This window comes from Neisseria sp. S1 (genome assembly GCF_048060015.1).
GTDB classification, from domain to species: Bacteria; Pseudomonadota; Gammaproteobacteria; order Burkholderiales; family Neisseriaceae; genus Neisseria; species Neisseria arctica.
This window is the reverse complement of sequence record NZ_JBLUPI010000004.1, coordinates 151,116-175,037: the sequence shown is the minus strand read 5'-3', so window position 1 is coordinate 175,037 and position 23,922 is coordinate 151,116. Positions and strand designations below refer to the sequence as shown.

At 47.8% G+C, this 23,922-nt stretch carries 23 protein-coding genes; 13 read left to right on the top strand and 10 right to left on the bottom strand.

The window, feature by feature from the left end; all coding sequences use genetic code 11:
- The first annotated feature begins 1 nt into the window (after nucleotide 1).
- On the top strand, nucleotides 2-1,681 hold the full coding sequence (locus ACEPPX_RS04635; protein WP_416623123.1) for a choline/carnitine O-acyltransferase: 1,680 nt from the start codon (nucleotides 2-4) through the stop codon (nucleotides 1,679-1,681).
- 164 nt (nucleotides 1,682-1,845) lie between these two features.
- Here the strand turns inward: ACEPPX_RS04635 and ACEPPX_RS04630 are convergent, their stop codons facing one another.
- Complete coding sequence (locus tag ACEPPX_RS04630) at nucleotides 1,846-2,049, bottom strand: glycine zipper 2TM domain-containing protein (protein ID WP_047759992.1); 204 nt, start codon at nucleotides 2,047-2,049, stop codon at nucleotides 1,846-1,848.
- A 170-nt stretch (nucleotides 2,050-2,219) separates the two neighbouring features.
- On the opposite strand from ACEPPX_RS04630, the gene ACEPPX_RS04625 reads away from it, so the two are divergent.
- Both ACEPPX_RS04625 and ACEPPX_RS04620 read left to right on the top strand, forming a co-directional pair.
- Entirely contained in the window at nucleotides 2,220-2,666 is a 447-nt protein-coding gene (locus ACEPPX_RS04625) for a CopD family copper resistance protein (RefSeq protein ID WP_416623122.1), read from the top strand.
- A gap of 228 nt (nucleotides 2,667-2,894) precedes the next feature.
- The gene (locus ACEPPX_RS04620) at nucleotides 2,895-3,704 is read left to right on the top strand and encodes a helix-turn-helix domain-containing protein (RefSeq protein ID WP_416623121.1); all 810 of its coding nucleotides are present in this window, start codon (nucleotides 2,895-2,897) and stop codon (nucleotides 3,702-3,704) included.
- 215 nt (nucleotides 3,705-3,919) lie between these two features.
- On the opposite strand, the gene ACEPPX_RS04615 is transcribed toward ACEPPX_RS04620, so the two are convergent.
- From ACEPPX_RS04615 to ACEPPX_RS04600, 4 genes are all read right to left on the bottom strand, one after another.
- The gene (locus tag ACEPPX_RS04615) at nucleotides 3,920-4,612 is read right to left on the bottom strand and encodes an LrgB family protein (RefSeq protein WP_416623120.1); all 693 of its coding nucleotides are present in this window, start codon (nucleotides 4,610-4,612) and stop codon (nucleotides 3,920-3,922) included.
- Nucleotides 4,612-4,950 (bottom strand): CidA/LrgA family protein, encoded by a 339-nt coding sequence (locus ACEPPX_RS04610; RefSeq protein ID WP_416623119.1) that lies wholly within the window; start codon nucleotides 4,948-4,950, stop codon nucleotides 4,612-4,614. Before ACEPPX_RS04610 ends, ACEPPX_RS04615 begins: the two co-directional genes overlap by 1 nt.
- Nucleotides 4,951-5,180: 230 nt before the next feature.
- Nucleotides 5,181-5,393: a hypothetical protein gene (locus ACEPPX_RS04605; protein WP_416623118.1), complete on the bottom strand. Its 213-nt coding sequence runs from the start codon at nucleotides 5,391-5,393 to the stop codon at nucleotides 5,181-5,183.
- A gap of 9 nt (nucleotides 5,394-5,402) precedes the next feature.
- Entirely contained in the window at nucleotides 5,403-5,951 is a 549-nt protein-coding gene (locus ACEPPX_RS04600) for a C40 family peptidase (RefSeq protein WP_416623117.1), read from the bottom strand.
- 233 nt (nucleotides 5,952-6,184) lie between these two features.
- On the opposite strand from ACEPPX_RS04600, the gene ACEPPX_RS04595 reads away from it, so the two are divergent.
- From ACEPPX_RS04595 to ACEPPX_RS04575, 5 genes are all read left to right on the top strand, one after another.
- Complete coding sequence (locus tag ACEPPX_RS04595) at nucleotides 6,185-7,837, top strand: ABC1 kinase family protein (RefSeq protein ID WP_416623116.1); 1,653 nt, start codon at nucleotides 6,185-6,187, stop codon at nucleotides 7,835-7,837.
- 142 nt (nucleotides 7,838-7,979) lie between these two features.
- On the top strand, nucleotides 7,980-10,037 hold the full coding sequence (gene ppk1 / locus ACEPPX_RS04590) for a polyphosphate kinase 1 (RefSeq protein WP_416623115.1): 2,058 nt from the start codon (nucleotides 7,980-7,982) through the stop codon (nucleotides 10,035-10,037).
- 421 nt (nucleotides 10,038-10,458) lie between these two features.
- Nucleotides 10,459-11,244 (top strand): energy transducer TonB, encoded by a 786-nt coding sequence (locus ACEPPX_RS04585; protein ID WP_416623114.1) that lies wholly within the window; start codon nucleotides 10,459-10,461, stop codon nucleotides 11,242-11,244.
- 148 nt (nucleotides 11,245-11,392) lie between these two features.
- On the top strand, nucleotides 11,393-12,055 hold the full coding sequence (locus tag ACEPPX_RS04580) for a MotA/TolQ/ExbB proton channel family protein (RefSeq protein WP_047759984.1): 663 nt from the start codon (nucleotides 11,393-11,395) through the stop codon (nucleotides 12,053-12,055).
- Nucleotides 12,056-12,058: 3 nt separating this feature from the next.
- Nucleotides 12,059-12,490, top strand: a complete 432-nt coding sequence (locus ACEPPX_RS04575) for an ExbD/TolR family protein (protein ID WP_416623113.1) — start codon at nucleotides 12,059-12,061, stop codon at nucleotides 12,488-12,490.
- A 196-nt stretch (nucleotides 12,491-12,686) separates the two neighbouring features.
- Here ACEPPX_RS04575 and dtd read toward each other — a convergent pair whose 3' ends face one another.
- The 3 genes from dtd to moaC all read right to left on the bottom strand — a co-directional run bounded on the left by dtd (nucleotide 12,687) and on the right by moaC (nucleotide 14,482).
- Nucleotides 12,687-13,148 carry a D-aminoacyl-tRNA deacylase gene (gene dtd / locus ACEPPX_RS04570; RefSeq protein WP_416623112.1) on the bottom strand — a complete coding sequence of 154 codons (462 nt, stop codon included), beginning with the start codon at nucleotides 13,146-13,148 and terminating at the stop codon, nucleotides 12,687-12,689.
- A 77-nt stretch (nucleotides 13,149-13,225) separates the two neighbouring features.
- Nucleotides 13,226-13,972 carry a HesA/MoeB/ThiF family protein gene (locus ACEPPX_RS04565; RefSeq protein ID WP_416623111.1) on the bottom strand — a complete coding sequence of 249 codons (747 nt, stop codon included), beginning with the start codon at nucleotides 13,970-13,972 and terminating at the stop codon, nucleotides 13,226-13,228.
- Between the two features lie 12 nt (nucleotides 13,973-13,984).
- A complete protein-coding gene (gene moaC, locus ACEPPX_RS04560) occupies nucleotides 13,985-14,482 on the bottom strand; it encodes a cyclic pyranopterin monophosphate synthase MoaC (RefSeq protein ID WP_416623110.1) in 498 nt (165 codons plus the stop codon).
- A gap of 563 nt (nucleotides 14,483-15,045) precedes the next feature.
- On the opposite strand from moaC, the gene pgaA reads away from it, so the two are divergent.
- The 4 genes from pgaA (at nucleotide 15,046) to ACEPPX_RS04540 (ending at nucleotide 21,071) form a co-directional block, all read left to right on the top strand.
- Nucleotides 15,046-17,466 carry a poly-beta-1,6 N-acetyl-D-glucosamine export porin PgaA gene (gene pgaA, locus ACEPPX_RS04555; protein WP_416623109.1) on the top strand — a complete coding sequence of 807 codons (2,421 nt, stop codon included), beginning with the start codon at nucleotides 15,046-15,048 and terminating at the stop codon, nucleotides 17,464-17,466.
- Between the two features lie 21 nt (nucleotides 17,467-17,487).
- Entirely contained in the window at nucleotides 17,488-19,428 is a 1,941-nt protein-coding gene (gene pgaB, locus ACEPPX_RS04550) for a poly-beta-1,6-N-acetyl-D-glucosamine N-deacetylase PgaB (protein WP_416623108.1), read from the top strand.
- Nucleotides 19,429-19,490: 62 nt separating this feature from the next.
- On the top strand, nucleotides 19,491-20,726 hold the full coding sequence (gene pgaC / locus ACEPPX_RS04545) for a poly-beta-1,6-N-acetyl-D-glucosamine synthase (protein WP_416623107.1): 1,236 nt from the start codon (nucleotides 19,491-19,493) through the stop codon (nucleotides 20,724-20,726).
- Nucleotides 20,727-20,768: 42 nt separating this feature from the next.
- Nucleotides 20,769-21,071 carry a hypothetical protein gene (locus ACEPPX_RS04540; RefSeq protein ID WP_416623106.1) on the top strand — a complete coding sequence of 101 codons (303 nt, stop codon included), beginning with the start codon at nucleotides 20,769-20,771 and terminating at the stop codon, nucleotides 21,069-21,071.
- 225 nt (nucleotides 21,072-21,296) lie between these two features.
- On the opposite strand, the gene ACEPPX_RS04535 is transcribed toward ACEPPX_RS04540, so the two are convergent.
- Complete coding sequence (locus tag ACEPPX_RS04535) at nucleotides 21,297-21,509, bottom strand: cold-shock protein (protein WP_047759976.1); 213 nt, start codon at nucleotides 21,507-21,509, stop codon at nucleotides 21,297-21,299.
- A gap of 378 nt (nucleotides 21,510-21,887) precedes the next feature.
- The gene (gene yjgA / locus ACEPPX_RS04530) at nucleotides 21,888-22,427 is read right to left on the bottom strand and encodes a ribosome biogenesis factor YjgA (protein ID WP_047759975.1); all 540 of its coding nucleotides are present in this window, start codon (nucleotides 22,425-22,427) and stop codon (nucleotides 21,888-21,890) included.
- A gap of 140 nt (nucleotides 22,428-22,567) precedes the next feature.
- Here yjgA and pmbA point away from each other — a divergent pair, with 140 nt between their 5' ends.
- Complete coding sequence (pmbA, locus tag ACEPPX_RS04525; RefSeq protein WP_416623105.1) at nucleotides 22,568-23,896, top strand: metalloprotease PmbA; 1,329 nt, start codon at nucleotides 22,568-22,570, stop codon at nucleotides 23,894-23,896.
- Nucleotides 23,897-23,922: the final 26 nt, after the last annotated feature.

Below are 23,922 nucleotides of genomic sequence, written 5' to 3'. Positions count from 1 at the left end.
TATGACACCGAAGTTGCCGATTCCCGAATTAAAAGATACTTTGGCACGTTATCAAGAGTGGGTAAAACCACTTTTGGATGAGCAAACTTTTGAGCAAACGCAGCAGCAGATTGCTGATTTTGTTGAGGGAGAAGGAAAGCTCTTGCAAACAGATTTGCAGCAGTTTGCTTCCACTCTGTCGCACGGTAATTGGTTGATTGAAGCATGGTTGGAGGCTTATTTGAGCGAACGCCGTGCTTTGCCTCTGGCGAGTAATGTCGGTTTCGAATTAAACCGTAAAGGGGCATCTCTGGCTCAATGGGTGTATGCATTGAGCGCAGTTTGTGCCGATTGGAGGCATGGAAGAATCACAGTGCCGAAAAGTTTTTCGGGCGAACCCGTATGTATGGCGCAATGGAAAGTATTGCAAGGTAGCATGCGGACAGCGTGCGCCGAATGCGACGAATACCGTTTTGCCGAAGACAGCCGTACCATAGGTATTTTGAAAAACGGTTTTTACTTCCGCCTGCCTGTTTTGGATGAAGAAGGCGAGGCATACCATCCCGATTATTTCAAAGCCGCGTTGCAAAGATTGGAAAGTTTTCAGACGGCCAATCCTTATCCGGTGGCGGTTCCGTCTTTTTTAGGCAGCAAACAGATGGCAGCGGTTTGCAACCGTTTAGCGGAGAATCCTGATAATGCACGGTTGCTTGACGATATCGGGCAGGATTTATTTCATGTAAGTCTGAATGATACGGGTAATAGCGATGCCGAACAAAATCTTGCGGCAGCTACTTTTCAGGCACAGCAGTCGGTATGGTGTTACAAGCCGATTACCCTGTGGCACAACCGTAGCGACGGCGGTTTAGTTCTACATTGCGAACATACTTGGCCCGATGGCGGGGCAATTATCGGTATTTTGCAGCATGCCCAAGGCTATTTGCAGCATACGGAAGGAAAGATGCCGTCTGAAATCGATCTGCAGCCGCAATCATGGCAGTTGTCGGGTGATTTGGCCGAGCTTTGGCCACAATGGCAACAGGCATATGCAAAGGTGGCCTCTACCTACGGTTGCCGTATTGTCGAGCCGGCTAAAATACCCTATCCGCGCAAAGGCATCAGCACGGATGCATTGATGCAGTTTGTGCTTCAATATGCGCAATTGGCTGTATTCGGGCAGGTTCGTAATACTTATGAAGCGGTAGACGTGAGCCATTTCCAAAGTGGCCGTACCGAATGCGTGCGCCCCGTATCTGAGGCTTCAGTTGCCTTTGTTGCCGCACTGCACCGCAACGAAGCTTCTGCCGATTTGTTTCAGACGGCCTTAGCCGAACATAAAGCCCGCATTAAAGCCTGTAAAACCGGGCATGGGATCAACCGCCATTTGTTAGGTTTGAAACTGATGGCAGTCAAACGCGGTATGCGGCCTGAGATTTTTGAAGGTAAAGCTTATCAAACCATTACCGAAGATTTTTTCTCTACCTCGACCATCGGCGGTAACCAAACGGTTTGCCGTTTTGCATTTGCACCGACCAGCCGCCCCGGTTTCGGTATCAATTACACCGTAACAGATAATGGTTGGGAATTTGTGCTGTGTTATGAGATAAAGCAGGAAAGCAGAGCCGAATTGTTGGCTGCTGCGATTGAGGAAGGCTCCCGGCGCTTGGCAGACTGGATGGAAGCGCATATTCAGGCCGTCTGAAAACGATATAAGGATGCCGCCCGAATTTTTCAGGCGGCATTTTATACTTTGAATGTGGGTACGGACTGTTTGCGTATCGGTTTTCAGACGGCCTTTTCAGTTTAGGCAAATAAAAAACCATAGGGTATGATAATACCCTATGGTTTGTAGCAAACTCTTTCGGTTTAGCGAACTTGGCTACCGATAACGCCGCCCAATGCAGCACCGCCCAAAGTAGAGCCGGTATCACCACCGATCAGGTTGCCTGCTACGCCGCCGATCACTGCACCGGTAGCGGCATTACGTTGGGTAGTCGACATATTTTGGCAAGCGCTCAAAGAAGCGGCTACGGCTACCAGAGCTAAAGTTTTGGTTACGATATTTTTCATTTTATGCTCCTATTGGAATAAGGACGGGTTAAGTTAAATAGAATGTAAGTCGGTATAAGTTTGCTGATACTTGGGCAGTATGGCATAAATTAGTTGCAATACGTATATTCAACTGCGTAAAGACGGTTAAACCTATGCTAAAGTTCCACTTTATTTGTTAGAGAGTAGTTATGTCTGCCTATGCCGTTGCCCACATTGTGCATTTATTTTGCGCCGTTATTTTTGTAGGCGGTGTTTTTTTCGAAGCTTTGGTTTTGTCGGTACTGCATACCGATAAAGTTGGGCGTGAAGTACGGCGCGAGGTTGACAGAGCTTTATCGTATCGGGCGCCGCGCGTGATGCCGTGGGTAGTCGGGCTACTTTTTATTTCGGGTTTGGCTATGGCGCACCGTTATGCAGCGGTATTATCGTCTCCGTTCGGAAGTGCTTTTGCCGTTCAGCTGGCTTTGAAAATCCTGCTGGCTTTTAGCGTATTGATACATTTTCTGATAGCTGTGGTTAAGATGCGGCGAGGTACGCTGACGGCAGCTTGGTCCAAATATATTCATATAGCCGTTTTACTACATATGATTGCCATTGTAGTTTTGGCTAAAACTATGTTTTATTTGGGCGGATAACAATATTTCTCGAATAGTTCCACTTTACCCTGTGATGAATGGGGTGCTTTAAATATAAAGATAAAATATTAATAAAGTAAAGTCGCGCTTAATCCGTATTTTGTATTGATGGCGGGCGTAAAATCAGTGTTCGAGGGCTGCGTCATAGCTCTAGGTTAAAGCTGATTATATTGATACGGATGAAGGTGGCTTTTAGAGATCTGCACATACATACAAGAAGGAAAATAGATGTCGGATTTATTAAAGCAACTTGGAGAAACCTTAAAGCAAAAGAGGTTGGTATTACAACCGGGTGATGTTGGCCTACCCCAGGTAGGAGGGCGTAGGAAAGGTTTGAGCCAACAGGAGGTAGCCGTATTGAGCGGCGTAACAACCCGTTGGCTGTCGCGTTTGGAGCAAGGCACCTTCAAGGCAACCGATACGGCTGCTTTGCGGCGGGTATTGCAAACGTTGTGTTTTGAAAAACAAGAGCAGGAAGTTTTGTTACGGCAAGCCGGTTGGCAACCTGAAAGTTGGCAAGACGTGCCAGAGCGACAGTTGGTGCCGTATTTGCAAAAAATGCTCGATGGTTTGGAACATCCGGCGTATGTAGTCAATTCTTTGTGGGAGCGGGTGTGTTGGAATAAAAGTGCCGCCCGTTTGTTTACCCATTGGTTGGGGAAACAGGTGCAATACACTAATTTTATTGACTATCTGCTGCTTGATCCGCACAGCCGCCTGTTTATCCAAAATTGGGAAAAATGTACTTCGCTGTGGGTAGGGCATTTTTTAGGTACTACGGAACAGTTTCAAAATGATGAACAGGTCGCCGCTTTTGTAGCTGAACGCCGCGCTCAAAGCCCGATGTTTGAAAAAATCTACCGACATTTTGTTGCCAAACGCCGGTACAAACCGAGTTTGGAGTATGTATTTCATACACCAAAAGGCAGCAAGCGTTTCAGCCGTTTGGCTTTTCCCGTAGTCGATGCAGGGGGCTGGCAGATGATTGTGTGGTTACCGGTGGATAGTGATAACAGGTTAAACCCATTAAATCGGTAGAGAGTATCGGAATCAGCTTATTATCAGTAGAGTGGTAAATAACCAGTTCTGTTTGCGAATAGGCTGGAACAAGATATTTCAGCCTTCCCGTACGGTTTTGACGGATATTTTGAAGCAGTCAGTTGTATATTCTTAAGGCATCAGTATTGTTAAATAATCAGGCCGTCTGAAAATTCAGACGGCCTGATTATTTAATACATCACTTGGAAAATGATTTATACACCCATTAACGGAATTAAAATCGGTACTAGAGCTGCCGTCAGTACGCCGTTAAAAATTAATCCCAAACTGGCATAGGCTGCAAATTTCCGGCTGCGCTCAAGAGAGGCGGCGATGCCCATAGCATGTGAGGCAGCGCCGATAGACATGCCCTGCGATGTCGGTGTGCGGATGGTACTGGCACGCAATAGGCGGTAACCGATCATTTGCCCCATCATACCCGCTAAAATCACCGTGGCGGCAGTAATGGCGGGAATACCGCCTATGGTTCGGGTGATCTCGATGGCGATCGGGTTGGTTACGGATTTGGCAGCCAAAGAGAGTACGACTTCCCGTTCGGCGCCCATCCATTTGGCAATATAAACCCCGGTTACGATACCGGTTACACTACCGGCCGCTTGGGAAATGATAATCGGCAACCATTGGCTGCGGATTTTTTTCCAGTTGATATAGAGCGGCACCGCTAAAGAAACTACGGCCGGTTTTAGCCAAAAATCGATCATCTGTGCGGCTTCGTGATAAGTGGCATAGTCGATTTTGAAGGCTAGCAGATACAAAATCATCACGGTTGAGCTCAGCACCACCGGATTAAACAGAAAACTGCCGGTGCGGGCGCGGACGATATTGGTAATCCAGTAAACGGTTACGGTTACAAAAAGCAGAGTGGCAGGATGGGCGAGCATTTCCATTACCAGTACCTCCGTACCAATTCATGCACTTTCCCCGTTACAAACAATACCAAAAAAGTGCTGATGATCGTAGCGGTTACAATAGATACGACATCTCTTCCAACCACATCCAGATAACTCATCACCGCAACACAGGGCGGAACCAGAAACAGCGCCAAATTGCCCATCAGTACATCGACGATCTGTTGCAGCCAACAAGCCTTAACCCATCCGGCCTGCAAGGCAGCAAATAAAAGCCCCATACCGATGATGCTGCCGGGCAAGGGAAGGCCGCTAAAGTGAATGAAGGCTTCTCCGAGTGCCAGAAACCCGAAAATAATACTGAGAGCCCGAATCATGTTTTTATCCTTGTTTGATGTGCTGGGAGCCTGTGGCTGTGTGTCGGCATACCGCAATGATCCTTACCGAAATGGTAAAAAATACTGTATCGTGCCGTAAGGTTAAACTATGTAAATGATAACGGCTAAGAGGCCGTCTGAAAAGACGTTTTATATTCAGACGGCCATAAAAAACGGAACACTGTCAAAAGGTTCCGTTATTATTAAAAGATACTGGGGTTCTAAATAATTTATTTGTAAGGGTTTTCGAGATTTTCAATCAGCCGGCTGAGGTAATCGCGCAATTGGGATTCATTACAGCCCATTAGGAGCGCATCTTCAAACGCATCTTGTGCGGTTTGGTAGAGTTCACTCATGTTTTCCTGCATGACTTTGATTTTTTCGGTGCATGAAACGATTTGGCCGTTATCGTCATACCATTTCGGCATTTCGGGCATATTCATATTCACTCCTTATTGCAAAAAACGGGAAGGGTCGTTTTTCTTCACGCGTCGGGCCGTCACATAGCGGGCATTCCAGTATTTGTTGCTCATGCTGGTGATTTCGATACTTTTTCCCGTTCGCGGGGCGTGGATAAAGCGGTTGTTGCCGATATAAAGTCCTACATGTGAGATACGCCCGCCTACCGTGCTGAAAAAAACCATATCGCCCGGCTGTAAATCGCTACGGCTTACGGCTACGCCCATGCGTGCCTGTTCGGCGGAGGTGCGGGGCAGGTTGATTTGCATACTGCGGCGGAAAATATGCTGCATAAAACCGCTACAGTCAAAACCCGTACTGGCCGAGGTGCCGCCGTAACGGTAGGCTACGCCTAATAACCCCATGGCGCTGCTGATCAGCTGGTCGGCATCGCTGCGGTTGCTACTTTGGGTATCGGTGGCGGCGACCATTTGGCGGTTAATCAGATTTTCCAATTCATCGGCATGGGCAGACGGTATGCCCGATATCTGCAGACAAACCACGGTTGAGAGGGCGGCCAAAAAATATTTCCAAAAATTCATGCATCAGTATTCCGTAATTTTCCGGCTGGCAGGAGCCGGCATCTGAAAATTCAGACGGCAGGTTTCGGGTATTTTGAAATATACGGTATTGTAGGCTAAGGTTTTGATATGAAAGCCATACCGATATTGTATATTTCAATAGACGGCAGATTTTCCCGTTGCGCCGTTTGGCGGTCTGCTTTGTGTTATGCTTAGGTTTTTATATTGTTAGGCGCAACAATACAGCAAAAACCATGATGATTCCAACATTACTTGCCATGCGAGATTTTGCGCGTATGCGTGAAATTATCACCATACTCTCCAAACACGGCTTAGGCGAGTTTGTGCAGCGCATCAAACTTTCCCATAAAGCCTTGGATGGAGAAGGGGAGGCTGCGCTTGAAAGCCGTTATATGAGCACGCCGCGCCGTTTCCGTTTGGCTTTTGAAGAGCTGGGGCCGACATTCGTCAAACTCGGTCAGGTGCTCTCTACCCGCGTCGACATTTTTGATGCCGAGTGGATAGAGGAATTTGAACAGTTGCAAAGTAATGTCGCCCCCATCAATAGCGATGATATCTGCGTATTGGTGGAAAGTTATTTGGAACGACCGACCGGCGAAGTATTTCGGCATATTGATGCCCGCCCGATAGGAAGTGCTTCAATCGCTCAAGTACACCGTGCCGAATTGTTAAATGGTGAAACGGTAGCCGTAAAGCTGAAACGCCCCGATATCGAGCGCACTATTCAGGCCGACTTGCGTATTTTAACTCATTTGGCCGGCCTTATCGAATCGGAAATACCGGAAACGCGCCGCTACCAACCTGTACAGATGGTTCAGTATTTTGCCCGTAGTTTGGCCAAAGAGACTGATTTGTCGGTAGAGCTGCGCTATATGCAGCGGTTTGAAACCACTTTTACAGGGCATCCCTTTATTCATATTCCCAAGGTTTATCAGGAGTATTCCAACCGACATATTTTGGTTCAAGAGTATATCGGCGATACCTTGCTCAAAAGCATGCCGTCTGAAAGTCTATCAGATGGTATGCGCCGCAAACTCGCCAACGGCATTACCGATACGCTGTTTACCATGATTTTGAAACAGGGCTTTTTCCATGCCGATCCGCATCCGGGTAATATTTTTGTCAGCCCGCAAGGGCGCATTACCCTGATTGATTTCGGTTTGGTCGGCCATTTGAGCAGTACACGCCGGCGCGAGATTATCGACTTGATTACCGCGTTGGCCCGCCGCGACCAATTCACCATGCAGTATGTGCTGAGTAATTGGGCTGAAGGTGAGCTGCCCGATGAGAACCTGTTGGGGGCGGATGTTCTGGAAATGCTGTTAAACTACGAGCATACCCCGATGCGCGATTTGCGTATCAGCCAAGTGATTAACGACATTACCCAAATTATGCGCCAACACGGGCTGACTCTGCCCGGAGATTTGGTAATGCTGTTTAAAACGCTGATTACCCTTGAGGGCGTAGTGAAGCGTTTGGACGGCAGTGCAGAGCTGCTTGAACAGGCCAAACCGATTGTAGCTGAAGTGTTTAAAGAGCGTGTTTCGCCTGAACACATGGCGCGTAAAAGCAAAATGCACCTGCAAACTTTATGGCAGGCGGCAGACGAATTGCCGCAAAACCTATTGCGCTTGAGCCGTCGCATACAAAAAGGACAGTTGGGCGTGAGCATCGAGTTGAAACGCTCCGAGCAAATAATGCATCAAATTGATAAGGCCACCAACCGCCTGACTATGGGTATAGTGACGGCGGCATTGATTATCGGCTCTTCTATTGTGATGAGTATCGATACCGGTTCGAAATTTATCGGTTTTGTAGGTTATTTGCTGGCATTTACCAACAGTCTTTGGATTATTTGGTCGATTTGGCGTTCGGGCAAGCATTAGAAAAATAATAATATTTTTCTTGTTTGCAGCGAAACTGATCAAGCCGACGGGATAAGGGAAGCAACCGCCTGCCGCTTTTATGAATCTTTAATCAAAACCAGTTATACTGGAAAGCTTAATCGAAAATCTTTAGGAGATGGATATGTCTGAAAACAGCCGTCTGTTGTGCCGCGAACTCAGTTTGTTGGCTTTTAACCGCCGCGTATTGGCACAAGCTCAAGATGCGCGGGTGCCCCTGCTCGAACGTTTGCGTTTTTTATGTATCGTATCCTCTAATTTGGACGAGTTTTTCGAAGTGCGGATGGCATGGCTCAAGCGGCAGCACAAGCTCAATCCCGCCATGCGTTTGGCCAACGGTAAAACGCCGTCTGAAACCATTGCTGCGGTATCGGCCGAAGCGCACGCTATCATCAGCGAGCAATACGCTTTATTTAACGAAGAATTACAGCCGGCATTAAGCCGCGAAGGCATTCACTTTTACCGCCGCCGCAATTGGACGCCAGAACAGCGCGCTTGGATCGAAGATTATTTCAACCGCGAACTGTTGCCGATTCTTACCCCTATCGGCTTGGATCCGTCACACCCTTTTCCCCGCCCGCTCAACAAATCGCTGAATTTTGCCGTTGAATTAGACGGTAAAGATGCTTTCGGGCGTGCTTCGGGCATGGCGATTGTGCAGGCACCGCGGATTCTTCCGCGCGTTTTGCAGCTGCCCGAGGAAATTTGTAATGGTGACAATGGTTTCGTATTTTTGTCTTCTATTCTTCATGAATATGTTTACCGCCTGTTCCCCGGCATGACGGTTAAGGGTTGCCACCAGTTCCGCCTGACACGCGACAGTGATTTGACGGTTGACGAAGAGGATTTGAAAAACCTCCGTACCGCCATCCAAAGCGAGTTGCACGACCGCCAATACGGCGATGGCGTGCGGCTTGAAGTCGCCGAAACCTGCCCGGCCCATATTTACGAATTCCTACTCAGTCATTTCAAACTTACTCAGGCCGAGCTTTATCAAGTGAAAGGCCCGGTCAACTTGGTAAGGTTGATGTCGGTTCCGGATATGGTGAACCGGCCGGATTTGAAATTCAGCCCCCGCCGCGGCAGTGTGCCGAAGCGTTTACGTAAAGGCGATTCGGTTATTGATGCCGCCGCCCGTGGCGATATTCTGTTTCATCATCCCTATCAGTCGTTTGAACCTGTGGTGCAGTTTATCCGAGATGCTGCCCGTGATCCCGACGTAGTCGCCTTGAAAATGACGATTTACCGCACAGGTACCAATTCCGAATTGGCGCAAGCTTTGATGACCGCCGCTTTGGCAGGCAAACAGGTTACCGTTGTGGTGGAATTGATGGCGCGTTTTGACGAAGCCAATAATGTGAATTGGGCGCAGCAGCTTGAAAATGCGGGTGCTCATGTGGTGTACGGCGTATTCGGTTATAAAGTCCATGCAAAAATGGCTTTGGTGGTGCGGCGGGAAGACGGTGTATTGAAACGTTACGCTCACCTCGGAACGGGTAATTACCATCAGGGTACATCGCGGATTTATACTGATTTCGGTTTGATTACCGCTGATGAAGATATTACTGCCGATGTGAATACGTTGTTTATGGAAATTACCGGACTCGGCCAGCCCAACCGTTTGCACAAACTGTATCAAAGCCCGTTTACTTTACATAAAATGCTGTTGGAGAGAATCGAACAGGAATCTGCAAATGCTAAAAACGGTTTGCCGGCGCGAGTTATTGCTAAGATGAACTCACTGATTGAACCGAATATTATCGAAGCACTGTATGCGGCCAGTGCGGCAGGGGTGCAAATTGATTTGATTGTACGCGGTATGTGCGCATTGCGTCCGGGCGTAGAAGGATTATCGGAAAATATCCGTGTACGCTCGATTATCGGCCGCCAGCTTGAGCATTCCCGCGTATTCTATTTTTATAACGGTGGGGCGGAAAACACTTATATCTCTAGTGCCGATTGGATGGGCCGCAATTTCTACCGCCGTATCGAAACCTGTACCCCCATAGAAGCTCCAGAGTTGAAAGCAAGGGTAATCCGTGAAGGTTTGACTTTGGCGTTGGAGGATAATCAGCAAGCATGGTTGATGCAGCCAGACGGCACATATATCCGTGCGCCTTTCGCTGAAGGGGATGTTGCGGTGAGCTTACAAAATGATTTGTGGGAGGAATACGGGCAGTAGCAGTTTGTAAAGCAATTGGTATTTTTACTTTCCAAACAAAAAAGGCCGTCTGAAAATTCAGACGGCCTTTTTTGTGATCTTGATTGGTTGTTGTGTCGTTTTATGCACGGCAGATAGGCTTTGGTTAATCGTACGAAACAGAATTTCAGCTGAAAGTTTTATATGCGCAGGCATTAGCCTTATTGGTGAAATACAGAATATTTCTGATAGGGTGGGGAATATTTTTAAAACTTGAATACGGTATGGGTATGTATCATCAGCAGATCAAGATATTTTGTCTGAAATTTAGTGTGAGTAAGAGCAGGCTGTCAGTAGTTTTCAGTTTTTTTATAAATTAATTGCAAATAGAAACAATTTGCATTAATATATTTTTATTATGAGAAATGAAGTTGTTTTTAATATTTATATTGTTGGGGCAGTTATGTTGATACATGCTGTTTTGGCAATGTTGCTATGGCGTCAGCACAGCCCTGTCCGTATAGCTACGGGGCACAGTATTCAGTTTGTCGATCTCGGCGGCTTTGGAGTACCTGTGGGAGGAGGTGCGATACAAAAAGATAAAGGGTCGAGTATTCAAACAAACAAGCCGGTTGAAAAAAACATAGTGAAGAAAAGTAAGGCTGCCGCCGTACATTCCCCGCAGCCTAGACCGCAAGTGAAAGCTGTAATAACGGATAAACCGGCAACAGATATTTCTCCAACCAAGCAGCCGAAGGCAGTTGAAAAAATAACGGCAAAGCAGACGCATCGGCAGGTTGCCAAAGAAACTTCGGCTGAGTCCGTAGTAACGGCGCGGCAAGAAGCAAATACTGTTTCTTCCGCAATAGTCGAAGGTTCTGCTGTTGTTGGTAATAAAAGCGGTAGTGGAAAGAGTACCGATGGCGAAGGGCATGGTATGGGAAATGGTAGTAAAGCGGGAAGCGGTGAAGGTATGGGAGCAGGATCGAGTGCTGCCAATCCATTAAAGGCAAAAGGTTCGATTCCGACTCCGCCTTATCCTGATCTGGCAAGGGAAAACGGTGAATACGGTACGGTTGTTTTGTCTGTTTTGGTTGCACCCGATGGTAAAGTATCTGATGTGAAGGTTGTGAAAAGCAGTAGATCTAGAATATTGGATAATGCCGCCCGCCGTGCAGCGCAAAAAGGTAGTTTTCAGCCTCGCGGATGGACGCTTTATACGATACCCATATCTTTTAAGTTGGATTAAGGCTTGGCCGTACTATTGTCTATGTTTGGTGTTCTACTGCTGTTGATTTACTAGTAGGTAAAACGGATCGGTTCAAGTTAAGTGTGAAGGCCGTCTGAAAATGACTGGCGGTCTGCAAAAAAAATTAACATGGTAACGGAAGTAAACAATGAATTTAGGATTGGTATTTGCATCAGGTGATTTTGTTTTAATCGGTACGTTTTTGATTTTGGTGCTGATGAGTATAGTCAGCTGGTGTGTTTTGATTATTCGTGCAGTTAAGCTTTACCGTGCTAAAAAGGAAAATGCGGCTGTGCGGCAGTTGATTTGGGAAGCAGGTAGTTTGGATGAGGCATTGGCACGCGCGCGTGATCATGCCGGTGCGCCCATCAGCGAGCTGACAGCGGATTCCGTAGAGGCATATCGGAATTACAATCGTTGGCAACTTGCAAATATGGCAGCCGCACTTCCTTTAAATGAATATCTTGTACGCCATATCCGTAACTGTATGAGCCGGATTTTGCGCCGTTTCGACGGCGGGCTGACCGCATTGGCTTCGATTGGCGCCACCGCGCCGTTTGTCGGACTATTTGGAACGGTATGGGGTATTTACCATGCTTTGATTAATATCAGTGAGAGCGGGCAGATGAGTATTGCTGCGGTAGCCGGGCCGATCGGTGAGGCTTTGGTGGCAACTGCGGCAGGGTTGTTTGTAGCTATTCCGGCTGTATTGGGATACAACTTCCTTAACCGAGGTAATAAAACCTTGTGGCAGGATATGGATGTATTTGCCCATGATTTACATGTGCAATTGTTAAATGATAAGGATTAAATCATGGCATTCGGTTCGATGAATTCCGGTGATGATTCGCCAATGGCCGATATCAATATGACACCGCTGGTTGATGTGATGTTGGTACTGTTGATTGTGTTTATGGTAACTATGCCGGTGCTGACGCATTCTATTCCTTTGCAACTGCCGGAAATATCAAAAAATACAGAGCAGGAGAGTCCGCCTAAGGAGCCGCTGCGTTTAACGATTGATGAAAACGGTGCTTATTATTTGGGGGCAGAATCGGATAAAAAGCAGGATTTACAGGCATTGGAAGCCGAATTGAAAAAAGCGCATGCGGTTGATAAAGATACAGTATTGGCTATTGCCGCCGATAAAAAAGTACCGTATGACTTTGTCGCCAAGGCTTTGAATGCTGCGCGAGAGGCTGGTGTCGGTAAAATCGGTTTTATTGCGGAGCAGGCCACAGAATAAAGAATTGTGATTAATACCGGTCGTTTACTTTATGGTTATCGCCTGATGTATTTGAAAAGGCCGTCTGAAGTTTTTCAGACGGCCTTTTATCATTTGAAACGGTAAATGGGTTGGCGCATAGGACTATTGTTTTGTAAGTAGGGAAAAGCCGTCTGAAAAAGGTTTAACGCTGTTTACGGCTTAAATAACGGCAAAGTTAGAACAGTTTTTTGGAATCAAGCAGCAGTGTAACCGGGCCATCGTTACACAGTTCTACCTGCATATGAGTTTGAAATTTTCCAGTTTCTACTGTTAGCCCGTGTCCGCGTAACATACTGGCAACCGTCTCGTATAAATGGAGGGCGGTTTCAGGACGGGCTGCTGCTGAAAAAGAAGGGCGGCGTCCGTTGCGCGCATCGGCATAAAGTGTAAATTGAGATACCAGCAATACTGAACCGCCGGTTTCTTTAAGCGATAAATTCAGTTTGCCGTTTTCATCTTCAAAAATCCGCAAACCGGCGATTTTATCGGCAATATAGCGGGCATCGGTTTCATTGTCATCGTGGGCGACGCCAAGAAGTACCATAAAGCCGTTTGAGATTTTACCCTTGCTTTGGCGGGCATCGGATTCGATAACATGGACTTCGGCTTGGGTAACTTTTTGGATAACGGCACGCATAATCAATAACCTTCAGAGTAACTGCCAGAGTGGAACAGGCCGTCTGAAATATAGTTTATAGGTTTGGAAACAGATGGCTAGGTATGGCCGCACACACGGCAGGCAGGATTTTTCTGGAAAGAGAAACGTTGCCATTCGTTGGCAAGCGCATCATAAGTAAGCAGCTCACTATGACTGTCGTGACCTATGCCCATTAGCAGTTTTAGGGCTTCGGCGGCCTGGGTCGTGCCGATAATGCCGACCAAGGGCGAGAAAACGCCGAAAAGCGCGCAAGCGCCGTCATTGGTGTGCTCTCCGTCGAACAGGCAGGCATAACAGGGTGTATCGGGTAAATCGGGGCGGTAAACCGCGATTTGCCCTTCGAAGCGTACGGCAGCTCCCGACACCAGCGGTGTCCGGGTAAGGATACATGCGTGGTTAACGGCTTGGCGGGTGGCAAAGTTGTCGCAGCAGTCGAGTACGAGATCCGCTTCTGCAGCCAGTGTGACGAGAAGGGATTCATCTAAGCGCTCATGGAGCGCAGTAATAAGGGTACGGCTATTAAGAGCGTTTAGGCGGTTTTTTAAAGCCAGTGCTTTATTTCTGCCGATGTCAGATTCGCTAAAAGCAGTTTGGCGTTGCAGATTGGTATCGTCTACGTTGTCGTGATCGGCAATGATAAGACGGCCGACACCGGCTGCAGCCAAATAAGGCAGGGCGGCTGTTCCCAAGCCGCCGCAGCCTACCACTAAAACAGTGGCATCCAGCAGTTTTTGCTGGCCTTCAATGCCGATTTCATCTAATAGTAGGTGGCGGCTGTAGCGCAGTAAATCGCGGTCATCCATATCGGGGGCAATTTAGAAAGAAATATTCTCGTAGCGGTTGTCGAAAAGGAAATGCCCGCCCTTACCACCTGTTTTTTCTTCCAGGTGGATATTGGTAAAGCTCATGTTTTTATCTACGGCTTTGAGCATATCGTAGATAGTCAGTAAGGCGATGTTGACGCCGGTTAGCGCTTCCATTTCTACTCCTGTTTTGCCATCGGTTTTGGCGGTAACCGTTGCTTTCACCATGCACAGTTCCACATCCACGTTGAAATCCACGCGTACATGGGTGAGTGCAACGGGATGGCATAAGGGAATCAGAAAGCCTGTTTGTTTGCAGCCTTGAATGGCGGCGACACGGGCAATACCCAATACATCGCCTTTTTTTGCACTTCCTTGGGTCAGGTGGGTAATTGCTTCATGGCTCATATGGATACGGCCGCTGGCGCGTGCAGTACGGGTAGTAATATTTTTTTCGCCCACATCAACCATGTGGGCTTCGCTGTTTTCATTAAAGTGAGTTAGTTCCATTTTGGTGTTTTCCTGTAATGCGGAAGTTGTGGCGGCCGGCCAAATTTCTTCCGACCGTTGCTGATTATCGGGTATCAGGCTGTAATTCGCCATTTCGGTATTTTAAAAGATTTTTTTCCGGTAGGCCATTAATCGAATGGTGTAGCGGATGAATTTTGCAAATAGTTAAATTATTTCTAAATTAATTATTTTATTAATTTTTGTTTTTAAATAAATTAATGCTATCCGCTTATCGTTTTGTTCTGCCGTTTGGTTATCTGTCACATAAGCGTGTTAAGGAAATTATTAGTATGGGGCCCACTTGGAATCAGGTGGATTGATTTGCCCGGTTTTATGCACCGAATATTCTAAAAAAATATTGCAGTTACACACATCTGACGCTTCCCAACGGCGCTACGGTAGTCATACCCGGGCCGGTTTTACGACTCACTCTACCTTTACAAAGATGGGTTGGAAACGAACTTTACAGTTCGAATAAGTTTGCATCCCGTATTTTTAGGTACAGATGCCCTTTATCGGGCCGTCTGAAAATATTTCTTACAAAACAATTTGGTTAGATAAACATGGGTACATTTTTGTATCGTTTGAAAACGGTACTCGCTTTGGCCGGGTTTGGTATGCCTGTTGTTGCCATCGCGGCCGACATACAAAGTGAACGCGAGCATTGGGCAGCCTATGCGCGTACGGGCGAAGCCCAATTGGCGGAAGCCGTTTCTGCTTTGCAGCGCCTTTATGAGCAGAGCAGTGATGCGCGCGTGCGTGCCGATTTGACAGCACTTTTACTGCGTCAAGGACGCCAGGGGGATGCTTTGGCGGTTTGTCCTTCGTGTACGCCTGCCGATTACCGTACGGACGAGTTGGAAAACTTGGCTAAGGCCGCACGCGACAGCCGTCAGTTTGAAAAGGCTTTGTCGTTATATCAAATACTCCAGCAGCGTGATCCGAAACAGAAAATCGGCTGGTTGGGTGGAGCCCTGACTTCTGTCGAGCTAGGTGATTATACCGCCGCCCAAAATCATATCGCCGCTTACCGCAAACGCTTTGGTAACGATCGCGATATCAGCGCGGCTGAAGATTATTTGAAGTTAGAAACACAATCATTGGCAGAACGTCTGGGCGTTTTGCAAAGCCGGCTGAAGCAGTCTCCCGGTGATAAAAACACTGTGGTGGAGCTTTATCGCACTGCGACAGGTTTGCATGCTTATCCAATGTTGGAGCAGTTGCTGACAGATTATCCGCAATTTTTTAATCAAAAAGACCGTATGTGGCTGACTTACACCGAGTCGGTCAGTCATTTGCGTGCATCTAGAGAAGCAATGTCGCATCAAAACTCGTTGCATGCTTTTCAGGCTTTGGGAGAGGTGGTTGAGCAAAGCGAGCCGGGTAGCGAGCTTTATTTGCGTGCCTTGCGGGATCGTGTAGTAGCGGGTGTGATGATCGGACGTTACCGTCAGGCACAAAAAGATTATCAGAAGCTGGAACGTTGGGGAGAGCAGCCCGATTTCGTACGCGATGCTTATGCCCAAGCATTGTCTGCCGAGGGCAGCCCTCACCGTGCCGCACGGATTTATCAGGAAATAGCAGCGCGGCAAGATGCAGCCGAAGGGCAAGTTACAACTGAAATAGTTGAAAAACAAGTACAAACTTCTGCTGATTTGGGGTTGTACAGCCGGGCGCACGAAGAGCTGACACGTTTAAACCCCTCCGGCAAAAAGATGGTGCCCGACTTTACTCATACTTCAGAGGTAAAAAATCCTTATTTCGACAAGCAATATTTCTGGCAGGTGCGTTTGGAAGCTTGGAACGGCAATATGAAAGCTGCTATCCGCATGATGGATAGATGGCTTGCCGAGCATCCGGCGGATCCGTGGGCCATGATATTGCGCGGTGAATTGGCGCAATGGAACGGCCGTAACGATGAGGCGGAGAAATGGTTCGCTGAAGCTATGCCTTGGATACCCCCGGATAGCCGGGTGTGGGTGCAAACCAACCGCGGCTCGATCCTTATGAATAACGGCAACTGGGCCGGCGTGAAAGAAATGGCTGCCAGTATTGACCGAAACGATCCCGACTATAAAGGTTTTTGGCAGCGTTACGATGAGGCGCGTGCCGCACGTTTGAGTATTTCAGGCGGCGTTAACAAAACGACTTCGCCAAGTGACAGTGGTAATGAGTGGTCGCAAAACGCAACTTTATACTCACCTCGTAGCGAAGGCGGGCATCGCGCATACATTACCCAACAAAGCGGTTTTGTTCCCAATCACGGTAATGAATTGCGTTACGGCAGAATAGGAGCGGGAGGAGAATTCAGCCTTTATCCGTTTACCGTGAATATAGAAAGCGGGCGCGGCACCCAATTGAACGATAAAGCCTATGTTTCGGCCGGAGTGGGTTACCGTCATAACCAGAATTGGTCATTTCATGCCCGTGCGGCTACCAATAGTGCCAATACGCCCACTAAAGCCTGGGAGCAAGGCGTTTATGCCAACGAATACGGCATATCGGCCAACTATACCCATTCCGGCGCAACCCGGGCAGGTTTTGGATTAGGGGTTTTGGCTTTTGACGATGGCAACCGCCGCCGTAGCGGCTATGTATGGTTATCGCAAGATATATGGCAACACAACCGTTGGCGCATAGGCGGTTCTTTATGGGCGGACTTCAGTCGTAATGATGAAATTGCCGGCACTTACTACTACAACCCGAAAAGCAGTAAAACGCTCAGCGGTGATTTGGGCCTGACTTATTCCTTGCCGCTGGACAACAACATCCGCTTTAGCCAAACCCTGGGCGTAGGTGCGGGCCGTTACTGGCAGGCGGGAGAGCTGGCTGAGAATACCTGGATGGTGAAACTCGGCCACGATTGGAGTTTGGGCAAACGCTTAGGGGTGTCTTACGAAGCAGGCCGTAAAAAAACCGTTTATGACGGTGAAGCCGAATATCAGAACTTCGGCAATATCGGCGTTAACTTCCGTTTCGAATAGATTGAAAAGGCCGTCTGAAAAATGAAATTCCGATCTCTTATAGTTGCCGCTGTTTTCGGCTTACTCAATATCTCTGCGCAAGCTTCCGGTCAAATTGCCAAGCAAGCGGGAGAGGTGCGTTACGGGGCATTGTGTTATCACGATATTGTGGATGAAACCCGCCCGGGTATCGAATATATAGGTGAGCAGCGCGAAGGTGATTTGCAGCGTAAATACTACCCGCAAACCATTACCGTACAAAAGCTGGTGGCGCACTTTAACTGGTTGAAAGCCAACGGTTATACACCGGTGAGCTGGCAGCAGGTTATCGATGCGCGCGAAGGCCGCGGCAGTCTCCCGGAAAAACCCGTATTGCTTACTTTTGATGATGGATACGAAAGCTTTTACAGGCTGGTCTACCCATTATTAAAAGCTTATCAATATCCTGCCGTGTTTGCCGTTGTAACCAGTTGGTTGAATAGCCCGGAAGGTAGTCTGATTACTTACGGTAGGCAAAAACTACCGCGCAGCGCATTTGTGAGCTGGCAGCAGATTAAGGAAATGCATGACAGCGGTTTGGTCGAAATTGCTTCGCATACCGACAATATGCATTACAGCTTGACAGGTAACCCGTTCGGATCGCAGTTTGCAGCTATCCAACCGGGCAATTACCGTAACGGCCGCTATGAAACCGAACAGGAATATGCCGATCGCCTGCGTCGCGATTTCCGCCGTTCGGTAGAGTCTATCGCCCGCCATACGGGGGTTAAGCCGCGTGTATTGGTTTGGCCATACGGGCAGTTTAACGAAACAGCTGAGCGGATTGCCCGTGAAGAAGGTTTGGACAGCAACTTCACGTTGATAGACAAAAATCTGAACACCGCCGACCAACGCCGTCAGGGGCGGGAGCTTATTGATCAGGAAAGCCGTTTGGACTTTATCCAAGCATATCTCGAAGGCAAAGTTTTCAAGCCCTCAATACAGCGGGTAGTGCATGTGGATTTAGACTATGTATACGATCCGGACCCCAAGCAGGTTGAACGTAATTTCGATAAGTTGGTACAGCGTATAGCCGATTACGGCATCAGTACCGTTTACCTACAGGCTTATGCAGATGAAGACGGTAACGGTGTAGCCGAATCCGTGTACTTTCCTAACCGCCATATCAAAATGAAGGCTGATTTGTTCAGCCGCGCAGCTTGGCAGCTGATGACCCGGGCTAATGTGGAGGTTTATGCGTGGATGCCGATGATGGCATTTGATTTGGGTAAAGGCTACGACTATGTATCCAATTACCGTACCGGCCGGCCGGATACCGAACACTATTTGCGCTTGTCACCCTATAGCGAAATAAACCGTAAAAAAGTCGCTGAAATTTATCAGGATTTGGCATTCCATAGCCGTTTTAACGGAATTCTCTTTCATGACGACGGCTTCCTGACAGATTTTGAAAACAGGAAAGGCCGCCAAACGAAAACGTTAAAAGAAGCTTCTCAGAAAACCGACGACCTTATCGAATATTCGAAAGCACTTAAACAATCGGTATTGAAATATACCTTCAACGGTAGCGATATGCTCAAAACCGCCCGCAACATTTACGCCGGCGTGGTAATGAATCCCGAAGCCGAAAAATGGTTTGCGCAAAGCCTGCCGAAGTTTGTGGCCGCTTACGACTATACGCCCATTATGGCTATGCCTTATATGGAAAACGAGCAACATATCAACCAGAAAGAAGCGAAGCATTGGCTAGGCAAACTGGTGAAAAAAGTGCGTGAGGCTGGCGTATCCGAAGATAAAACCATTTTCGAATTGCAAACGGTTAATTGGCGTACCGGACAGCTTGTCTCCGATGAAGAGTTTGTCGGCTGGATCAAAATGCTGCGCCAAGAAGGCATACGCAATATCGGCTATTACCCGGATGATTTTATTAATAATCAACCAAACCGGCAGGCATTACACCCTTACTTTTCTATAAAACGATAAAACTTTTCTTTCAGACGGCCTCCGGCATATAGGCGGGGCCTGAATATGCGGCGAAATGAATTATGACTTTGCAATGGTATGAATGGTTGGGCATTTTCGTCATGCTCTACCCGGGCGTAATGGCGGTTTATTGGACTCTTTCAGGGATCTTGTATTTCATTTTTTTCGAAAACCAAGCTTCGGAGCCGGCTTTCGAATACGGGCAAGAAGAAATGCCCATGGTGAGTGTGTTGATACCGTGTTTTAACGAGGCCGACAATTTGGATCATTCGATTCCCCATTTGCTCAAGCTGAACTATCCGAATTACGAGCTGATTTTTATCAACGACGGCAGCAAAGACGAAACGCTATCGATTATCCGTCGATGGGCCGAAATTAATCCAAAGGTAGTTGCGCTCACCCAGGAAAATTCCGGTAAGGCGGCAGCCATGAATCACGGTTTAATGAAGGCTCGCGGCGAATACATAGTGGGTATAGATGGTGATGCGGTACTCGATTACTACGCACTCGATTATATCGTGCAAACCTTGGAGGAAAACCCCATGCTGGGTGCGGTTACCGGTAATCCGCGCGTACGTAACCGCAGTACGGTATTAGGCAAGCTTCAAGTGGCCGAGTTCAGCTCGATTATCGGCCTGATTAAACGCTCTCAAAGCATCATGGGTACGTTATTCACCGTTTCAGGAGTCATCGTCGGATTGCGCCGCGATGTGGTGGCACAAGTGGGCGGATGGAGTACCAATATGGTAACCGACGATATTGATGTCAGTTGGAAAATCCAAACCGCTGGCTACAACATTGCCTACGAGCCCAGAGCCTTGTGCTGGGTATTGATGCCAGAAACATTACGTGGCCTTTACAAACAGCGGTTGCGCTGGGCGCAAGGCGGCGCCGAAGTGATTTTGAAATATTTCAGCTGGGTATGGAGGTTACGCAATTTCCGGTTGTGGCCGCTTTATGTGGAATATTTCGTGACCCTGATTTGGGCCTATTCCTTGTTTGCCCTGATGGCGGTAGGTATTTATCAGAGCCTGTACAGCGGTAATTTCAACCTACATCTGCTGGAGGTAAGCAGCCTGATTACTTTGATGCTGTTTGTCATTCAGTTTTCCGTGTCGATGGCGATCGACAACAGATACGAGCGCGGATTAGGCCGTTATTTCCTCAGTTGCATTTGGTATCCGTATGCATTTTGGCTGATTAACAGTATCACATTGGTACACGGCTTTCCGAAAGCGGTGTTCCGCAATAAAAACACATTAGCGGTTTGGGTTAGCCCTGATAGGGGCATACAGTAAGCAGGTAAAAGGGGATATCTGCTTTAATAATAGGAGAGAAACATGGCGGATCAAATCTTATGCAAACAAATGGTGATTAATAAAGCGCGTAAACCCTGTATGAAGATTACCCTGAAAAGCTGGCTTCTGATGATGCTGACTTGGGCTTTATGGTTATATGGAATTTACTACTTGGTGGATAAATACCATATTTTGCTTTCTCGACCATTGGTAGGCAGTTGGACACTGCAAGAGGTACTTGAGGTAGTGGGTATCGTATTGCTTGTACAGTTGAACTTTTTATTTGTGTGGTCGATTATCGTGCAGAAACGGATTCAAAATGTGCATGGCAGGCAGAAAGCGTGATGACCAGACCGAACTAAGCCACAACTGTCTTATGCCCCTATACCGTTGGGAAAGCGGTAGCAGCCGGCCCACGGTTGAAAAAGGAGCTTAAATAGAAAGTTAGGGTGTAAAAAAGCCCGAAGCGTTTGCTTCGGGCTTTTTATTAATTTTTCGAGTCTCTTACGGGAATTTCTTTTTGCTTTTGCAGCATATAGAAAATCCGGACTCTGCGCTGGGCAGCACTCATTATGCGGCCTTTACGTTCAAGGCTTGGGGGCCTTTGGCGCCTGTACCGGCAGTATAGCTTACGCGTTGGTTTTCCTGGAGGGTACGGAAGCCGTCGGATTCAATGGCTGAAAAATGTACGAACAGGTCTGCACCGCCTGCATCAGGGGTAATGAAGCCGAAGCCTTTGCTCTCGTTGAACCATTTTACTGCGCCGAATTGTTGGGTATTCATAAGAATTTCCTTAGTCAAAATATTAAAAACTGCCGAACTGCAAAATTAAGGGTACTGAAGACTAAGGAATGCTTGGGGAAACTGAAACAGAATGCCAAAAGAAACACAAAGAAAAACAAGAACCAGAAACTTCGTACATCGAACAAGTACGCAGTATGGGTGTTATGGCGGAGATAAGCAAGCTTTATTTTTTTTATTACACAAACCGACGTTATGTTAATTTTTGTATGTTTGAGGGGTGTGTACGCGTAGGTTATTTAATGCCGTCTGAAACCATAGTGCGGGGTGCGGATTCCCAGTTTTTCAATTTATAAAAATTTAAAAGCCGCCTATCTTAAGATCAGGCGGCTTGTTTGTGCGTAGGGGCTTTATATCACATCAGCCCTCATCGGCATCGTAATCATTATTTTGTATGGTTTCGCTTTCACCGCCCATAATGATTTTTAATTCTTGGAAGAGTGCGCGGAAATTTTTCGGCGGTTTGTTTTGTTCCTGCTCTTTGCGCGTATTGCGTATTAGCGTACGTAATTTGCCAACGTCGGCATTCGGGTAGTCGGCAATGAATGCCGTAATGGCATTATCATCGGCAATCAGGCGCACGCGTGCTTGTTCGATGCGCTGCATCAGTGCGTTGTGTGCGGCATTATCTCCTCTGAGGCGGGCGAGATAAGCTTCGATCGGGGCGGGATCGATGTCACGCATCAATCGGCCTATATATTGTGTTTGGCGTTTGAGCGCGCCGTTCGAAGTAATTTTTTTATGTGCTAATACCGCTTCGAGCAGTTCCTCGGGAAGATTGATTTTTTTGAGTGTTTCGGCTGATAACTTGGTGAGCTGTACGCCTAAGTCCTGCAGATCGTTCATCTGCTTTTTCATGCGGGTTTTACTGATCCACTCTTGTTCGTTTTGATTGTTCATATTTTGTGCCGGATGCAATAGCCAATAAAGCAGGATTGTATCACAGCCGTGTAAAGCACAATCCGGATGATAGGCACATTTTTGGCAGAGGCCGTCTGAAAACGGTTAAAATACAAGCAAACTATTACTTCGGAAAATCCATGTTTAATCATCAGAAAAGCGAATTGGCTGTATTGTGTACACAAGCTCTCGACTTGGCACGCAGCGGCGGGGCAACGGCGGCCGAAGCCGATTTGAGCGAGTCTTTGGGCCAAAGTGTAAACGTGCGTTTGGGGGAAATCGAACAGATTGAGTTTCAACAGGATAAATCTCTCGATATCACCGTTTACGTAGGGCAGCGGAAAGGCCGCGCCAGTACGGCCGATTTCTCGGATAATGCTTTGCGTGATACCGTGCAGGCCGCTTTGGCCATTGCCCGATATACGGCTGAAGACGATTGTGCAGGTTTGGCCGATGCCGGGTTGATGGCTACGGAATTCGGGGAACCTGATGCGTATCATGAATGGGATTTGCCGGCAGATGAGGCGGCGGCTTTGGCTAGGGACTGCGAAGCGGCGGCTTTGGGCTTTGATCCGCGTATTGAAAATTCGGAAGGTGCAGAGATCCATACGGGGCATTACCAGTATGTATACGGCAATAGCCACGGCTTTCTGCATCATGCAAAGGGTACGCGCCACAGTATCTCGTGTAGTGTCGTGGCTGCGGATAAAAGCGGTATGCAGCGGGATTATTGGTATGACCTTGCCCGCAGTCGGAATGATTTGGATACGCCGCATAATATAGGCCGGACGGCAGCGGCGCGCACGGTGGCCCGCTTGGGTGGCCGCAGCGTGCCTACTGGCAGCTATTCCGTGGTGTTCGATACTACGGTGGCAGGTAGTTTGTTCGGGCATTTGGTCGGTGGCTTGAGCGGTGGTGCGCTGTATCGTCAAAGCAGTTTTCTGGTTGACAGCTTAGGCCGGCAGATTTTGCCGCAATGGTTTGATTTGCGCGAAGAACCGCATATCCCGCGCGCACTCGGCAGCGCTTGGTACGATGCGGAGGGTGTGGCGACAAAACCCCGTTTTGTAATTGAAAAAGGTGTGGTGCAAGGCTATTTCCTCAGCAGTTACAGCGCCCGCAAGCTCGGAATGCAAACCACAGCCAATGCCGGTGGCGCACATAATCTTTATGCGTCTGCCAGCCATGCTTCCCAAAGCGATTTGTTGAGGGAAATGGGCAGCGGTCTGTTGATTACCGAATTGATGGGGCAGGGCGTGAATATGCTGACCGGTGATTACTCCCGTGGTGCAGCAGGCTACTGGGTAGAAAACGGTGTTATTGCCTATCCGGTACAGGAAATCACCATTGCCGGGCGTTTACAGGATATGTATCTGAATATCGCCGGCGTGGCCGACGATGCGTTGAAACGGTCGGCCAATAAAATCGGTTCGGTATGGGTAGAGGGGATGACGGTAGCAGGCTCATAAGCCAAACCGGCTGATTCTCAAGGTAT

What these genes read in the sequence shown, in the direction of transcription:
- ACEPPX_RS04635 (WP_416623123.1), top strand. Translation starts at nt 2, where the DNA reads ATGACACCGAAGTTGCCGATTCCCGAATTAAAAGATACTTTGGCACGT.
- ACEPPX_RS04630 (WP_047759992.1), bottom strand. Translation starts at nt 2,049, where the DNA reads ATGAAAAATATCGTAACCAAAACTTTAGCTCTGGTAGCCGTAGCCGCT.
- ACEPPX_RS04625 (WP_416623122.1), top strand. Translation starts at nt 2,220, where the DNA reads ATGTCTGCCTATGCCGTTGCCCACATTGTGCATTTATTTTGCGCCGTT.
- ACEPPX_RS04620 (WP_416623121.1), top strand. Translation starts at nt 2,895, where the DNA reads ATGTCGGATTTATTAAAGCAACTTGGAGAAACCTTAAAGCAAAAGAGG.
- ACEPPX_RS04615 (WP_416623120.1), bottom strand. Translation starts at nt 4,612, where the DNA reads ATGGAAATGCTCGCCCATCCTGCCACTCTGCTTTTTGTAACCGTAACC.
- ACEPPX_RS04610 (WP_416623119.1), bottom strand. Translation starts at nt 4,950, where the DNA reads ATGATTCGGGCTCTCAGTATTATTTTCGGGTTTCTGGCACTCGGAGAA.
- ACEPPX_RS04605 (WP_416623118.1), bottom strand. Translation starts at nt 5,393, where the DNA reads ATGAATATGCCCGAAATGCCGAAATGGTATGACGATAACGGCCAAATC.
- ACEPPX_RS04600 (WP_416623117.1), bottom strand. Translation starts at nt 5,951, where the DNA reads ATGAATTTTTGGAAATATTTTTTGGCCGCCCTCTCAACCGTGGTTTGT.
- ACEPPX_RS04595 (WP_416623116.1), top strand. Translation starts at nt 6,185, where the DNA reads ATGATGATTCCAACATTACTTGCCATGCGAGATTTTGCGCGTATGCGT.
- ppk1 (WP_416623115.1), top strand. Translation starts at nt 7,980, where the DNA reads ATGTCTGAAAACAGCCGTCTGTTGTGCCGCGAACTCAGTTTGTTGGCT.
- ACEPPX_RS04585 (WP_416623114.1), top strand. Translation starts at nt 10,459, where the DNA reads ATGTTGATACATGCTGTTTTGGCAATGTTGCTATGGCGTCAGCACAGC.
- ACEPPX_RS04580 (WP_047759984.1), top strand. Translation starts at nt 11,393, where the DNA reads ATGAATTTAGGATTGGTATTTGCATCAGGTGATTTTGTTTTAATCGGT.
- ACEPPX_RS04575 (WP_416623113.1), top strand. Translation starts at nt 12,059, where the DNA reads ATGGCATTCGGTTCGATGAATTCCGGTGATGATTCGCCAATGGCCGAT.
- dtd (WP_416623112.1), bottom strand. Translation starts at nt 13,148, where the DNA reads ATGCGTGCCGTTATCCAAAAAGTTACCCAAGCCGAAGTCCATGTTATC.
- ACEPPX_RS04565 (WP_416623111.1), bottom strand. Translation starts at nt 13,972, where the DNA reads ATGGATGACCGCGATTTACTGCGCTACAGCCGCCACCTACTATTAGAT.
- moaC (WP_416623110.1), bottom strand. Translation starts at nt 14,482, where the DNA reads ATGGAACTAACTCACTTTAATGAAAACAGCGAAGCCCACATGGTTGAT.
- pgaA (WP_416623109.1), top strand. Translation starts at nt 15,046, where the DNA reads ATGGGTACATTTTTGTATCGTTTGAAAACGGTACTCGCTTTGGCCGGG.
- pgaB (WP_416623108.1), top strand. Translation starts at nt 17,488, where the DNA reads ATGAAATTCCGATCTCTTATAGTTGCCGCTGTTTTCGGCTTACTCAAT.
- pgaC (WP_416623107.1), top strand. Translation starts at nt 19,491, where the DNA reads ATGACTTTGCAATGGTATGAATGGTTGGGCATTTTCGTCATGCTCTAC.
- ACEPPX_RS04540 (WP_416623106.1), top strand. Translation starts at nt 20,769, where the DNA reads ATGGCGGATCAAATCTTATGCAAACAAATGGTGATTAATAAAGCGCGT.
- ACEPPX_RS04535 (WP_047759976.1), bottom strand. Translation starts at nt 21,509, where the DNA reads ATGAATACCCAACAATTCGGCGCAGTAAAATGGTTCAACGAGAGCAAA.
- yjgA (WP_047759975.1), bottom strand. Translation starts at nt 22,427, where the DNA reads ATGAACAATCAAAACGAACAAGAGTGGATCAGTAAAACCCGCATGAAA.
- pmbA (WP_416623105.1), top strand. Translation starts at nt 22,568, where the DNA reads ATGTTTAATCATCAGAAAAGCGAATTGGCTGTATTGTGTACACAAGCT.